This window comes from Bacillota bacterium, assembly GCA_040754315.1.
Lineage (GTDB): Bacteria > Bacillota > Sulfobacillia > DUSP01 > JBFMCS01 > JBFMCS01.
Window position 1 is genome coordinate 20920 of record JBFMCS010000004.1, and the last position, 13371, is coordinate 34290.

General features: G+C 60.6%; 9 protein-coding genes. 8 read left to right on the forward strand and 1 reads right to left on the reverse strand.

Annotation, left to right across the window (positions count from 1 at the left end; all coding sequences use genetic code 11):
• Positions 1-9 precede the first annotated feature (9 nt).
• The 6 genes from AB1576_00715 to AB1576_00740 all read left to right on the forward strand — a co-directional run bounded on the left by AB1576_00715 (position 10) and on the right by AB1576_00740 (position 8189).
• Positions 10-3162, forward strand: coding sequence for an FAD-dependent oxidoreductase (locus AB1576_00715; protein ID MEW6080318.1), 3153 nt, complete (start codon positions 10-12; stop codon positions 3160-3162).
• Positions 3163-3180: 18 nt separating this feature from the next.
• On the forward strand, positions 3181-3885 hold the full coding sequence (locus tag AB1576_00720) for a 2Fe-2S iron-sulfur cluster-binding protein (protein ID MEW6080319.1): 705 nt from the start codon (positions 3181-3183) through the stop codon (positions 3883-3885).
• Positions 3882-5462: a glutamate synthase-related protein gene (locus AB1576_00725; GenBank protein ID MEW6080320.1), complete on the forward strand. Its 1581-nt coding sequence runs from the start codon at positions 3882-3884 to the stop codon at positions 5460-5462. Before AB1576_00720 ends, AB1576_00725 begins: the two co-directional genes overlap by 4 nt.
• Positions 5463-5512: 50 nt before the next feature.
• Complete coding sequence (locus tag AB1576_00730; protein ID MEW6080321.1) at positions 5513-6013, forward strand: hypothetical protein; 501 nt, start codon at positions 5513-5515, stop codon at positions 6011-6013.
• A 111-nt stretch (positions 6014-6124) separates the two neighbouring features.
• Positions 6125-7471 (forward strand): ATP-binding protein, encoded by a 1347-nt coding sequence (locus tag AB1576_00735; GenBank protein MEW6080322.1) that lies wholly within the window; start codon positions 6125-6127, stop codon positions 7469-7471.
• A complete protein-coding gene (locus AB1576_00740; protein MEW6080323.1) occupies positions 7440-8189 on the forward strand; it encodes a response regulator transcription factor in 750 nt (249 codons plus the stop codon). Before AB1576_00735 ends, AB1576_00740 begins: the two co-directional genes overlap by 32 nt.
• Positions 8190-8219: 30 nt before the next feature.
• Here the strand turns inward: AB1576_00740 and AB1576_00745 are convergent, their stop codons facing one another.
• Positions 8220-9680 (reverse strand): asparagine synthase-related protein, encoded by a 1461-nt coding sequence (locus AB1576_00745; protein MEW6080324.1) that lies wholly within the window; start codon positions 9678-9680, stop codon positions 8220-8222.
• Positions 9681-9858: 178 nt separating this feature from the next.
• Between AB1576_00745 and AB1576_00750 the strand changes: the two genes are divergently transcribed.
• The gene (locus AB1576_00750) at positions 9859-12528 is read left to right on the forward strand and encodes a cation-translocating P-type ATPase (protein ID MEW6080325.1); all 2670 of its coding nucleotides are present in this window, start codon (positions 9859-9861) and stop codon (positions 12526-12528) included.
• 2 nt (positions 12529-12530) lie between these two features.
• On the forward strand, positions 12531-13370 hold the full coding sequence (gene dapF / locus AB1576_00755) for a diaminopimelate epimerase (GenBank protein MEW6080326.1): 840 nt from the start codon (positions 12531-12533) through the stop codon (positions 13368-13370).
• Position 13371 lies beyond the last annotated feature (1 nt).

Genomic DNA, 13371 nt, shown 5'->3' on the forward strand with positions numbered 1-13371 from the left:
GAACCGTTGATGAGCGTCACACCAAGAAGACTCTTGGCACCAGGCGACCTGGCTGAGTTGGCAGATTGCCTTAAGACTCGTCTAGATACTCGGAAACCCTGCGTGACGGTGTGTGGCGACACCGGCTGTACGGTTTGCGGCTCCTTGGGGCTTGCAGAGAGTTTCCGGAACATCATCGACAAGAAGGGACTTAGTGACAAGGTTGACTTGAAGGTCACCGGATGTCTCGGCTTCTGTGAGCAGGCGCCAGCGGTCATGGCCATGCATGATGAGGTCCTGTACTGCAAGGTGACCCCGGATGACGTGGAAGAATTGCTGGAGGCGATCATTGCTGGCAAAGTAGTGGATCGCCTGGTATATGCGGATCCCGTTACGGGTCGGATTATCCCCCGTGCCAGGGATATTCCCTTCTATAGCAGGCAAACACGCATGCTCCTGGAAGCCAATTGGCATACGAACCCCGTTGACATCTACGACTACATTGCCAGGGGCGGGTACCACGCTCTTTCTCGCGTGCTGGCGGGAATGAACCCTGAAGAGGTTATCGCTATGATGAAAGAGGCATGCCTTCGGGGAAGAGGTGGAGCAGGGTTTCCCACTTGGCTGAAGTGGGATATCGCACGAAAGCAGCTCGAGAAGGAAAGATACATGATCTGTAATGCTGACGAGGGAGACCCAGGAGCCTTCATGGATCGTAGCATCCTGGAAGGTAACCCTCACGCGCTTTTGGAAGGGATGCTGATAGCAGGCTTCGCCATAGGATCGAGCAATGGGATAATCTACGTAAGGGCAGAGTATCCCACTGCGGTAGCCAAGATCCAGCACGCTATCCAACAGTGCCAGGATCTTGGCCTTGTTGGGAAGGATATCCTCGGGTCTGGGTTTGATTTTGACCTGACCATAAGCAAAGGAGCTGGTGCCTTTGTTTGCGGTGAGGAGACAGCCCTGATTCGCGCCGCTGAGGGAGGAGTTGCCGAACCGCGACAGAAGCCTCCCTACCCTTCCGAATCGGGTTTCAAGGGCAAGCCCACTGTGATTAACAACGTGGAGACCCTGGCCAATGTTCCCATCATCGTGGAGAGGGGGGCCGGCGCATACCGCAGTCTCGGGACGGAGAAATCAGGAGGCACGAAGATATTCTGCCTGGTGGGAAAGGTGCTCAATGCTGGGCTCATAGAGGTTTCCTTTGGGACCAGACTCGGTGATGTCATCTTCGACATTGGTGGCGGAACGAAGAAGGGGAAACGGTTTAAGGCAGTTCAAACCGGTGGCCCCTCTGGCGGGTGTCTCCCAGCGGACAAACTGAACCTTCATATAGATTTTGAAGAATTGGCTCTGGCGGGTTCCATCATTGGCTCGGGCGGCATGATCATAATGGACGAGGATACCTGTATTGTGGATGTGACCCGCTATTTCCTGGGTTTTCTCAAGAGTGAATCCTGCGGAAAGTGCTTTTCCTGCCGTGTGGGAATCGAGCGCATGCTTGAGATCGTGGACCGGATTGCTCAAGGCAGGGCAGTGGAGTCAGACCTGGATCTCCTTGAGGAATTAGCCCTCACCGTCAAGGATACATCTCTATGCGGGCTCGGCCAGACAGCTCCAAACCCTGTTCTCAGCAGTCTCCGGTACTTCAGGGAGGAGTACCTGGAGCACATAAGACACAAGTTTTGCCGAGCGACGGTGTGTGAGTCCCTTTTCCGGTCCCCTTGCCAGAATTCGTGCCCCGCGGGTGTGGATGTGCCAATTTACGTCGACCAGATCAGGCATGGTGAGTTCATTGAAGCCTACGAGACAGTTCAAAAGAATAATCCCTTCCCTGTTGTCTGCGGGAGAGTGTGTCATCATCCCTGCGAGTCTAGGTGCCGGAGAGAGCAGATAGATAAGCCGGTAGCCATCAGGGCGTTGAAGCGCTTTGCCGCCGATTACGCCGTGAGTAATGGCCAAAGACCCGCGAGGGTTCCAGGCATTAAGAGCAGCAAGAAGGTAGCGGTCATCGGGGCTGGGCCAGCCGGGCTGACCGCTGCTTTCTATCTAGGCCGGAAAGGCCACCAGGTAACGGTATTCGAGTCCTCTCCGGTGCCCGGCGGCATGCTGGCCCTAGGGATCCCCGATTACCGGTTGCCCAAGGACTCTCTCAATGCTGACATCGAGGCCATCAGGAACTCAGGGGTCAAGATGAGGATGAACTCGGCGCTTGGCAGGGACTTCACTCTCCAAGACCTGAGGGAGGATGGTTACGAGGCCATATTCCTGGCCATAGGTGCCCATAAGGACAGGGATATGGGGATCCCCGGGGAGGGGCTGGAGGGTGTCCTCTCCAGCGTCGAATTCCTTCGGGCCGTCAATTTGGGGCATCAGGTGGACGTCGACGGCAAAGCGGTGGCAGTCGTAGGGGGAGGAAACGCAGCCATTGACGCGGCCCGGGTTGCCCTGCGAAAGGGCGCTCGTGTGGTACACATACTTTACAGGCGCCGGCAGGAAGACATGCCAGCGATGAAAGAGGAGATCGCTGACGCACTGGCTGAGGGAATACACCTCACACAGTTGACTGCGCCAGTGCGAATACTGGGTGACGATAAGGTTAGGGCCATCGAGTGTGTCCGTATGGGACTGGGGGACTTCGACGAGACCGGAAGGAGGCGCCCGGTGGCGGAAGCAGGCACGGAGTTTCACCTTCCTGTGGATGTTGTTATCCGGGCCATCGGCCAGGCGCCGGATGTTCCAGATACTGTCCGCAAGACCGTGTCGATAGCTGGAAACGGGACGATTGCTGTTGACTCTCGTAGTCTCTCCACTCAGGTAGCGGGGGTGTTTGCCGGCGGTGATTGTGTTACAGGTCCAGCCATGGCCATTGATGCCATAGCCCAGGGCAGGATAGCAGCAGCCTCAATTGACAAGTACCTGGGGGGTGACGGTGTGCTGTGGGGAGATGACGAAGAGCCCGTACGCCAGTTCCGGTCGGAGATCATCCAGACTCCGCTGGATCGCTATGCTCCAGGGAAGATCCCGTTGAGTGAACGAATCAGGGGCTTCCGGGAGGTAGAAATGGCGTACTCCGAGGAAGTCGCGTGTAATGAGGCGTCCCGTTGCCTGCGGTGTGACGTGCAGCAAGATGACGAAGAAGAACAAGACAACCGGCACTCTTTGGCGGGAGCATCCTAGAAGCAGGGGTGTATTTGAATGCTGGAAATAACGCTGAACGGTCTTAGGGTTGGTGTGGATGAGGGCATGACGATACTGGAGGCAGCTCGGTTCTATGGGATCGAGATACCGACCCTCTGTTACCTTGATGGCCTGAGCCCATACGGGGCATGCCGGCTTTGCCTGGTGGAGGTAGGCCCGCCGGAGAGGCCGAGATTAGTCTCATCCTGCATTCACAGGGTAGAAGAGGGCCTTGTGGTCAGGACGCACTCTGAACGAGTGATGATGAGGAGGAAGATGCTTCTGGAACTGTACCTGGCGACCTGCCCCTCATCCAAGACCATCCAGGATCTCGCCTCAAAGCATCACGTTACTGAGGTCCGCTTCAAGCCTCGGAACGAGGACTGCATTCTCTGCGGGCTTTGTGTCAGAATGTGCGCCGAACAGATGCAGGGCAAGGCCATCGATTTTGGTCACCGGGGAGCAGATCGAAGAGTCCTGACGCCGTTTGACAAGAAATCGGAGGATTGCCGGTTATGCGGTGGTTGCATGTACGTCTGTCCTGCGTGCCAAGCCAGGTGCCAAGGCCCGCAAGAGAGCGAGCCTGTGTGCAATGCCTGTCTCAACCTGCCTGTGGCATGCCTGGAACGTTTCGAGCATGCCATGTGCTATATGGACCCGTGCGTTGCCTGTGAGAGACAGCCCACAGAGATCGTTACGACCGAAAGGAGAAGCGACCCATGAGTTTTTCTCGAATCAACGCAAGTGCTGCAAGCCTGACCAAGAATCGCACCGTGGATTCGATCAGTTCTCTTAGCGGCATGTGCGCCACATGCATAGATGGGTGCATTGGGATGTGCGAGGTGGGCAAGTCCGCCTACCGGGGTCATGAGGTTATATACCCTCAACCGTTTGGGCTTATCAGCACGGCCTCGGAGAAGAACTACCCCTTGGACTACTCTCACTTCTCCATCATGGGCACCACGGTGGGCGCCGTTGGAGTGGAACCCGACAGCGACAAGGCCATCTTCCCCTCCGTTAACGTGGAGGCACGCATGGGTAAGGGAGAGGGCATTAAAACCAGGTTGCCTCTGGTTGTCTCGGGAATGGGTTCCACACGTATCGCCAGTGTCAACTGGGAGGGCCTGGCCATCGGGGCAGCCCTGGCCGGTATCGTTGTCACCATAGGCGAGAACATCTGCGGCATGGACCCCCAGTCCGAGATCCGTAACGGGAAGGTGGCAAGGAGCCCAGAGCTGGCCAGGCGTGTCCGGCTCTTCAAAGACTGGCAGGTGGACGGCTACGGCGATGTGGTGCTCCAGGCCAATGTCGAAGACACCAGCCTCGGAGTGCAGGAGTTCGGCATCAGGGAACTCGGCGTGACCAGCGTGGAGCTGAAGTGGGGCCAGGGGGCGAAGGACATCGGTGGCGAGGTAAAGATCTCCGACCTGGAAAAGGCCAAGATGCTCAAGAGCCGGGGATACGTGGTGCTGCCCGATCCGGAGGATCCCAATGTCATTGAGGGGTTCAAGCGGGGTGCCTTCAAGGAGTTCGAGCGCCACTCCAGGGTCGGCATGGTTGAGCCTGAGGGCTTCATCAGGCGGGTGCAGGATCTGAGGAAGGCCGGGGCCAAGTGCGTGCTTCTGAAGACGGGGGCCTTCAGGCCCGCGGATATGGCCCGGGCGGTCAAGTACTGCTCCATGGCGGGGGTGGATGTACTCACGGTGGACGGAGCTGGGGGCGGGACAGGAATGAGCCCCTGGCGCATGATGAACGAGTGGGGTGTGCCACCGGTAGAGATGCATTCTCTAGCGCGGGAGTTCTGTGACAGGCTGGCGGCAAAGGGCGAGTACGTGCCGCACCTGGTGTTTGGCGGGGGCTTCGTCATGGAGGACCAGATGTTCAAGGGCCTTGCCCTGGGGGCCCCATACGTGAAGGCCATTGGAATGGCCCGGGCGCCACTGGCCGCGGCCATGGTGGGCAAGACAATTGGCAGGAGCATCGACGAGGGCCGTCTCCCCGTGTATGTTGAACGTTTCGGGAGGTCCAAGGAGGAGGTCTTCGTCACGGCCACGGAGCTGAGGCAGCTAGTGGGCAACGACCGGTTTGCGGAACTCCCTGCGGGTGCCATTGGACTCTTCACGTTCTGCGAGAGGCTTTCCCAAGGCCTCAAGCAGCTTATGGCAGGCAGCAGGAAGTTTGCCTTGGAGTACGTGGACCGGTCCGACATCGCTGCATTGACCAGGCACGCCAGTGAGGTCAGCGGGATCGACTTCGTCATGGAGGCAGACAGGAACGAGATAGAGGAGATCCTTGGATAACCTCAGGATTGGGCCGAGTAGGGGAGAGACCTGAAAGGGGGACTCACACAATGGCTAGCATCCTGGAGTATGCAGGAATCAAGGTGCCGGCGGGAGAGATGCTGAAGGAGGCTCTGATATACTGCCAGGCCAAGACTGGCAGGAAAGATGCCCTGGAACTAATCAGGAAGGGTGAGCCAACGGCAACAGGCTACTTCCGGTACAGGCTTGCCCAGGAGATCGGGTCCCTTCTGGGACAGGCGGATAATACCATCACCCAGGTATACCTGTACCCGGAGGAGGCCCTCGAGGAGAATGCTCCGCCAACGGTACCCCTGACACTGGTGGTGTGCACCGAAAGGCGCACGGCGGCCCTGGACGCTGTGGTCGAGAGTCTGGATGGCGACCTCTTGGCGGAGTACCGGAAGATGGTGGAGCCAGCAGCGGACGGAGTGACTTCCTTCTCAAACATATGTCTGGTAGAACAAGAGGAATTATACCAGCGCAAGGGGCTCAGTGCCATAATAGGCTCGCTGAGTACACCCAGCTTCTGCGTTTGGCGGCGCCATTAACTAGCAATCCGGGCAGTAAACCCTCCTATATTGCCTGCGATGGCCATGTCATCGCAGGATTTTCTTTTCCCGGCTAGAAGTGTAGGCAGTGGACTCCACGGTAAGGGTGTGATGAGAGTGGGCAACGGGCAGGGATGGGCCCGCCCCTGTGATGAAGGGAAGTACCAGGCCTTTCACGCGTGCCGTGACTTCCGCGCCTGCGGTGTCGCGGGGCTCTGCCGCAGCCTCATTGCTGACTTCAACACGGATACCTTCATTCCCCAGGCTGTCTTGCTTCTCACAAGACACCTGCCCTTCGACGCCGGTGTGCTCTTTCTATACGATGACACCCTGGACAGGCTGGTCCCGGCATCGTGTTACGGTTACGAGATGGATGCCCTGGAGCACCTGGCGCTTGGGGACTCCATCATGTACGAGGTTTTTGACACCGGCAAGCCGAGGGTCTCCCGTTCGAGCAAGCGTATCCGCGAGATCCAGGCCCAGCTCACCAGGAGCGGGAAGGGTAGTCTTCCCATGTCCTCCTGCATGGTGTGTGTCCCGTTGCGCCTGGATTCCGTTGCCCTGGGGTGCGTGGTGCTGGAGAGCCGCTCTGCCCAGGTGGTAGTAGGCCGGCGTCTCCTGTCCTGCGTCATCCATGCCCTGGAACTCCTGGTGCTCTTTGTTCACAAGGCTCAAACTATGCGGCAGAACCAGGAGAAGGGCTTCTCGGAGCTGGTTTCCACCCTCTCCCATGAGCTCAGGACCCCCCTGACGTGTATCAAGGGCTACACTACCACGCTTCTGGAGAACCCCGAGCTGGACCACGTCAACGGCCGGGAGTTCCTGGAGATAATAGACAGTGAGAGCGATACCATGAATAACCTCATCAAGGACCTGATGGACTCCTCTCTAATCGAGGCGGGGTTCCTGCGGATAAGGAAACAGCCGATGCTGATGACGAAGATCGTACATAAGGCCGTGGAGAACGCCAGCGTTCAGACGAGGAAGCACAGGTTTGTCGTGAGCATCTCCCAGGACTTCCCGGTCTTGGAGGGGGACCCGGACAGGATGAAGCAGGTCCTGGACAATATCCTGGACAATGCCGTGAAGTACTCCCCTGAAGGGGGCTTGATAGTAATCAATGGAAGGGTTGTGGGCAGGGAAGCCATTATCAGCATAGCCGACCAGGGCATGGGGATTGCCCCAGAGGACCTGAACAGGCTCTTCGAGAAGTTCTTCAGGGTCAAGTCGGAGATGGCCGGGACGGGCCTGGGGCTGCCCGTGGCCCATGAGATCATCGAAAAACACGGGGGACGGATATGGGCAGAGAGTGCGCCCGGGAAGGGGAGCACCTTCTTCTTCGCGCTGCCCCTCACAGACATTTCCCGTAGGAACGGGGGGCCGTCCCAGGTGCCGGATACTGCAAGGGGAACGAGGGAGGGCCTAGATGAAGAAGCACCTGATTCTAGTAGTCGATGATGAACCCCGTATACTCAGGCTCATCCAGACCAACCTGAAGCTGGCGGGGTACGCTGTGCTCTGCGCCGGAGACGGGCCCTCGGGATTGGAGATCGTGGAGAGGGAGAACCCCGACTTGGTTATCCTGGATATTCTCCTGGTGGGTCCAATCGATGGCTACGCGGTATGCGAGCGCATTAGAGAGTTCTCCGATGTTCCCGTACTGATGCTTACCGCCAAGAGCCAGGACGCGGACAAGATAAGGGGTTTTGACGCTGGGGCAGATGACTACCTGACCAAACCCTTCAGTTCCCAGGAGTTGCTGGCCAGGGTCAAGGCCATCCTGAGGCGAAGCGGTGAGGGTTCCAAGGTCAAGGGACCCTCGACACTGGTCTGCGGGGAGATCTCCATCAACTTCGCCCAGGCCAGGATAACCACTGAGCATGCCGGCACGGTGGATCTCACCCCCACCGAGTTCAAGCTCCTCTCGGAGCTGGCTAAGCACCCCAATGAGATCGTGCTGCACGAAGACTTGCTCACCAGGGTCTGGGGGAGCGAGTACAGAAACGAGGTGGACTACCTCAGGGCCTACATCTGGTACCTCCGGAGGAAACTTGAGAGGGACCCCTCGCGTCCCCGGTATCTCCTGTCCAGGCAGGGGCTGGGTTACATGCTGGCATGCCCGGGGGATCCGGAGAGTGCTCCGGAGCAGGGAGCCCCCGGGGAGCCGCCCGGCTAGAGGCCTGGTGCCGGGGACACCTGGGACCCTTCAGTTGACCCGGGCTGTGCGGGTCCTGCCCACTAGGTCCACACACCTGTGGGGGAAGAACTCCCTGAAGATCCGGTAGTAGAGGAGTTCCTCTTTGCTGGAGGGGACGAAGCAGCCCGCCTCACGGGACGCCCGCCTCAGGTCCGAGTCACTGACCCTCCTCTCGGCCAGCACCGTCATGAGGCCGCTTGTGCCTGAGCCCAGGTAGAACTTCTCCTTCTTCCTCCACACCACCTCCCGGGGAAGCGCCCCTAGATAGGCCTTCCTGAGAAACCACTTCTCCGTGGCGTTGCCACCCTCTCGCTTGAGCTTCCACTCCAGGGGGAGGGAGACTGAGAAGTCCACCACATCCAGGTCCATGAAGGGCAGGGCCGGTTCGAGGCCGTGGGCGGCGTTCATGCGGTCCACCCTCTGGAACGCCCCTGAGTGGCCCTGGGTGAGAAGTATCCGGAGCTCCTTCCTGACGTCATTCTTCCTCTCCAGCGCCTTGAGGTAGTGGTACCCCGCGAAGAGCTCGTCACCGCCCTCACCGCAGAACACCATCTCCATCCCTGCTTTCCTGGCGAGGCGCGCGGCCATGTAGTTGGCCACCGAACTCCTCACCAGTGGAGCATCGAAGGACTCCAGGTGGTAAATGACATTAGGAAGGCACTCCTCTATGTGCCCCAGGCCGTACAGGAAGCGATGGTGCTCTAGCTTCAAGGCCTGGGCCACCAGGGCTGCGGAACTCACGTCACTGCAATCCCGGGTTCCCACGACGAAGGTGGGCACCCCAGGTTCGAGGCGGGCCACCGCCGCCGAAACGATGCTGGAGTCAACCCCCCCGCTGAGGAGCACGCCCGCCTTCTTCCCAGAGTCAAGGGACCTTCTGACGGCGGTCTCCATCCTCTGACGGAAGCCCGCCAGTGCCTGGTCCAGTGGAGGCAGGGTCTCCAGTTCCGTGTCGTCCAGGGAGTAAAAGGGGGTAAGGTGGCCGGGGACTCCCACATGGCCAGGGGGAAAGGTGCGCACGGTCCCGGAAAAGCCCGCAAAGGCCTTGATCTCCGAGGCCGCCAGCATGCCGCCGGGTGTCACGGCGTAGTAGAGGGGTTTGAGGCCAAAGGGGTCCCTGGCCATGACAACACCCTCGCCGGTGATGAACAGCATGGCGAAGGGCCCGGACAGGCTCTCCAGGAACTCCGGCCCTCCCCGGCGGTAACCTTCACTGATCTCCTCCGGGCGTAACACCCGGTTCGCGGGGATCTCCCGGGACCATTCGCTATCGAGCCCCTGCTGGGACAGGCAGGCCATCCCATCTACATAAACGCCTGCCCTGTCGTCTTGAGACTCGTCGTAGCCGGTGACGAAGGGGCCCACTTCCCTCAGGCAGCCACTACCTTCTCCCCGATGGCTCATCCGCTCCAGCATGGACAGGACCCTGGCCTGGGCGCCAGATCCGCTGGCCACTGCTATTCTTGACATAACATCACCTCGTATTAGACTTCTGTGCTGACCGCCAGGCTCATGACAGCCTTCTTCTCCAAGCCTGCAGATACCTTCCTCTTTCGGGAAATTGGTTGCCGTTTCCAAGCCGCCCTCCCTGGCATGGCCCATTGGTGGTGTGAATAGGCATATCTATGCGTATCGAGGAGGGAGGCCATTGAAGGCTTGGCACACCCTGGCCCTGGCGGAACTAGTGCGGGCCCTGGATACCGATCTTGAGCAGGGTCTGGCCCAGAGGATAGCGGGCGCGCGCATGGCGTCCACGGGGGCCAACACCATTAGCGCTACCAAGGCCCCCAGCGTAGTGGACCTTTTCGTGCGGCAGTTCAAGGACTTTATGGTTCTCACCCTGGTGGCAGCGACGGTGGTGGCCTCCCTGGTGGGCGAGACCACCGATGCCTTGGCCATCATTGCCATCCTATTCCTCAACGCCGTCCTTGGCAGTGTCCAGGAGTACCGGGCTGAGAGGGCCCTCATGTCCCTGAGGGCGCTTTCGGCCCCCACAGCCAGGGTAGTGCGGGATGGCCTTGCCCAACGCCTGGGGGCGGACACCCTTGTTCCAGGGGATGTCATCCTCCTGGAGGCTGGAGACAGGGTTCCCGCCGATGCTAGGGTGGTGGAGGTCCAGGCCATGGAGGCAGACGAGTCTGCCCTTACCGGGGAGGCCTTCGCGGTGTCCAAGGCCCCCCTTGACGGCCTGGAACGGGATCTTGCCCTGGGTGACCGTGCCAACATGGTCTACGCAGGTACAGCGATAACCCGGGGCAGGGGGCGGGCGGTTGTAGTGGCCACCGGCATGGATACCCAGATGGGTCACATCGCCCACATGCTCCAGGAGGCTGGGGCCGGCAAGACACCCCTGCAGAGACGCCTGGCCCACCTGGGCGGGCACCTGGTGGTACTGTGCGCCGCGGTGTGTCTGGCCGTGGGGATCCTGGGCATGCTCAGGGGCGAAGCCCCTGCCCGCATGCTCCTGACCGGTGTGAGCCTGGCCGTGGCCGCTATACCTGAGGGGCTCCCTGCCGTGGTGACCGTGGCCTTGGCCCTGGGGGTGCAACGAATGGCCAGGGGGAATGCCATCGTCCGGCGCCTGCCTGCCGTTGAGACCCTGGGGTGCGCTACGGTGGTTTGCTCAGATAAGACTGGCACGCTGACACAGAACCGGATGGTCCTGGCGGAGACATACACCTTGGGCCCCAGGACCTGGGTTCCGGCAGGGGGGCCGCGGGAACCTAGCGTGGAGAGGCTGCTTCTCCTGGGGGCGCTGTGTAACAACGCCAGCATTTCCCGGGGCTTCGCCGGGGTCTTTGCCCGCGGGGCTGAGGGTGATCCCACAGAGGTCGCCCTCCTGGATGCAGCGTGGGACGCCAGGGTGTATGCCAGGGCCCGGCGGTACCGGCGTGTTTCAGAGGTGCCCTTTGACGCCGAGCGCAGGCTCATGTCGGTCCTGGTACGGTCCGGGGGGGAGATCATGGTTGTGCTAAAGGGCGCCCCCGAGGCTGTTGTGCCACTGTGCTCGGACTTTGGGCCTGCGGGATCAAGGGAGGAAGCCTTGGAGGCTGCCGCGGCCATGGCCTCCCGGGGCCTCAGGGTGCTTGCCCTGGCTGAACGTCGCCTTGAGCCGGGGGATCCTTTGGTGATAGTCGAGGATTCCCTGATCCTGACGGGACTTGTGGGCATCGCGGATCCCCCAAGGCCCGAGGCGGTACGGGCTGTCAGGGAACTGGCTCGCGCAGGCATCAGGACTGTGATGGTAACCGGGGATCACCCCAACACGGCGGTGGCCATCGCCTCCCAGATGGGAATACTCGCGCCAGGGGGCCGGTCACTATCGGGCATGGAAATGGATTCCATGCCTGACGCGCTCCTGGAGAGGGTCTCGGCGAATGTCATGGTGTATGCTAGGGTCTCTCCCGGGCACAAGATGCGGATAATCAGGGCGCTGAAGGCTCAGGGGCACGTGGTGGCAATGACGGGGGATGGCGTGAATGACGCCCCCGCGGTCAAGGCGGCAGATATTGGTATCGCGATGGGCAGGTGCGGAACCGACGTTACCCGGGATGCCGCGGATATGGTCCTGGCCGACGACAACTTCGCCACAATCGCCGTGGCGGTGAGGGAAGGCCGGGCCATCTACGACAACATCCGCAAGTTCGTCCGTTACCTCCTGGCATGTAACATTGGGGAGGTCCTCACCATGTTCATCGCGGCGATCCTGGGACTTCCTCTTCCCCTGATACCTGTGCAGATCCTCTGGGTGAACCTGGCCACCGACGGCTTGCCTGCCATAGCACTGGGACTGGAGCCCCCGGAGGAGGGTGTCATGTCTAGGCCACCCAGGCCTGCGAACGAGGGCTTCCTTGGCCGTGGGCTCAGCATAAAGATAGTGGTGAGAGGCATACTTATTGGCGTGACAACGCTGGGAGCGTTTGCCTGGAGGCTCCAGGCTGGCGTGAGCCTGGAGGAGGCCAGGACTTGGGCCTTCGCCGTACTGGTGGCCTGCCAGCTGTGGCACGTGTTTGATTGCCGCTCGGAGAAGGGTGGGCCCATTTCGGTTCCCTTGTCCCGGAACCCCTTCCTTGCGGTGTCCGTGGCGCTTTCCTGGGTCATGCTGTCGCTAGCCGTCTACCACCCCTTCCTCCAGGGGCTGTTCTGCACCGTACCCCTGTCATGGGGGGACTGGGCAATAGTGGTGGCGGTGTCAAGCGCCGGGAGTATCCTCACGGCTTTGTGGGCGAGGGCTTGCCAGGGGGAAGGAATTCCTGCCAAACCGGCGAATGGTACAGGATACGCAACCCCCGGGGGGTGCAGGCGCTGGAGTTCGTGAAGATGGAAGGGCTGGGAAACGACTACGTATTCGTGGATCTGACCTCGGGAGCGCCAGAGAGGGACTGGCCTCAAGTGTCAAGGAGCGTGAGCTCCAGGCACTTCGGGGTCGGCTCGGACGGGCTCATCCTGATCATGCCGCCCTCGTCTGGCGGGGACCTCAGGATGCGCATGTTCAACGCCGACGGCTCCGAGGGTGAGATGTGTGGCAATGGTATCCGTTGTTTTGCCCGCTATGCCTACGAGCGAGGGCTTGTGGGCAGCACCGCCATGGAAGTGGAGACCCTGGCAGGGATCATAAGGCCTGAGGTGCTCCTGGAAGGGGGCCGTGTCACCGGTGTCAGGGTGGACATGGGCCCCCCGCGTCTTTCCAGGCAGGATATACCGTGCCGCCTGGAGGACACCCGGGCTGGGCTCCCTTGCGGGGTCCTGGAGATCCAAGGGGAGTCCTTGGAGGCACTTGCCGTATCCATGGGCAACCCCCATGCAGTGATCCTGGTGCCCGAGGTGTACCGGGTGCCTCTGGAGTGGCTTGGCCCCCTGATCGAGGTCCACGAGGCGTTTCCCGCCAAGGCCAACGTGGAGTTCGTGGAGGTCCGGGACGCAGGACGCATCAAGGTCCGGGTGTGGGAGAGGGGCTCCGGTGTAACGCTGGCCTGTGGTACGGGGGCGTGCGCCTCCGTTGTTGTCACGTCGGCCCTGGGGAAGACGTCCCGGGTAGTCCAGGTGGAACTCCCGGGAGGGGAGCTCCTGGTGGAGTGGGCCCAAGACAATCACGTCTATATGACAGGGCCTGCCAACGAGGTTTTCCAGGGGGTCTACACCAGATCAGGGGAGGTTTGAC

Coding starts and splice junctions, on each gene's coding strand:
- AB1576_00720 (MEW6080319.1), top strand. CDS start 3,181: ATGCTGGAAATAACGCTGAACGGTCTTAGGGTTGGTGTGGATGAGGGC.
- AB1576_00735 (MEW6080322.1), top strand. CDS start 6,125: ATGAGAGTGGGCAACGGGCAGGGATGGGCCCGCCCCTGTGATGAAGGG.
- AB1576_00730 (MEW6080321.1), top strand. CDS start 5,513: ATGGCTAGCATCCTGGAGTATGCAGGAATCAAGGTGCCGGCGGGAGAG.
- AB1576_00715 (MEW6080318.1), top strand. CDS start 10: ATGAGCGTCACACCAAGAAGACTCTTGGCACCAGGCGACCTGGCTGAG.
- dapF (MEW6080326.1), top strand. CDS start 12,531: ATGGAAGGGCTGGGAAACGACTACGTATTCGTGGATCTGACCTCGGGA.
- AB1576_00740 (MEW6080323.1), top strand. CDS start 7,440: ATGAAGAAGCACCTGATTCTAGTAGTCGATGATGAACCCCGTATACTC.
- AB1576_00725 (MEW6080320.1), top strand. CDS start 3,882: ATGAGTTTTTCTCGAATCAACGCAAGTGCTGCAAGCCTGACCAAGAAT.
- AB1576_00745 (MEW6080324.1), bottom strand. CDS start 9,680: ATGTCAAGAATAGCAGTGGCCAGCGGATCTGGCGCCCAGGCCAGGGTC.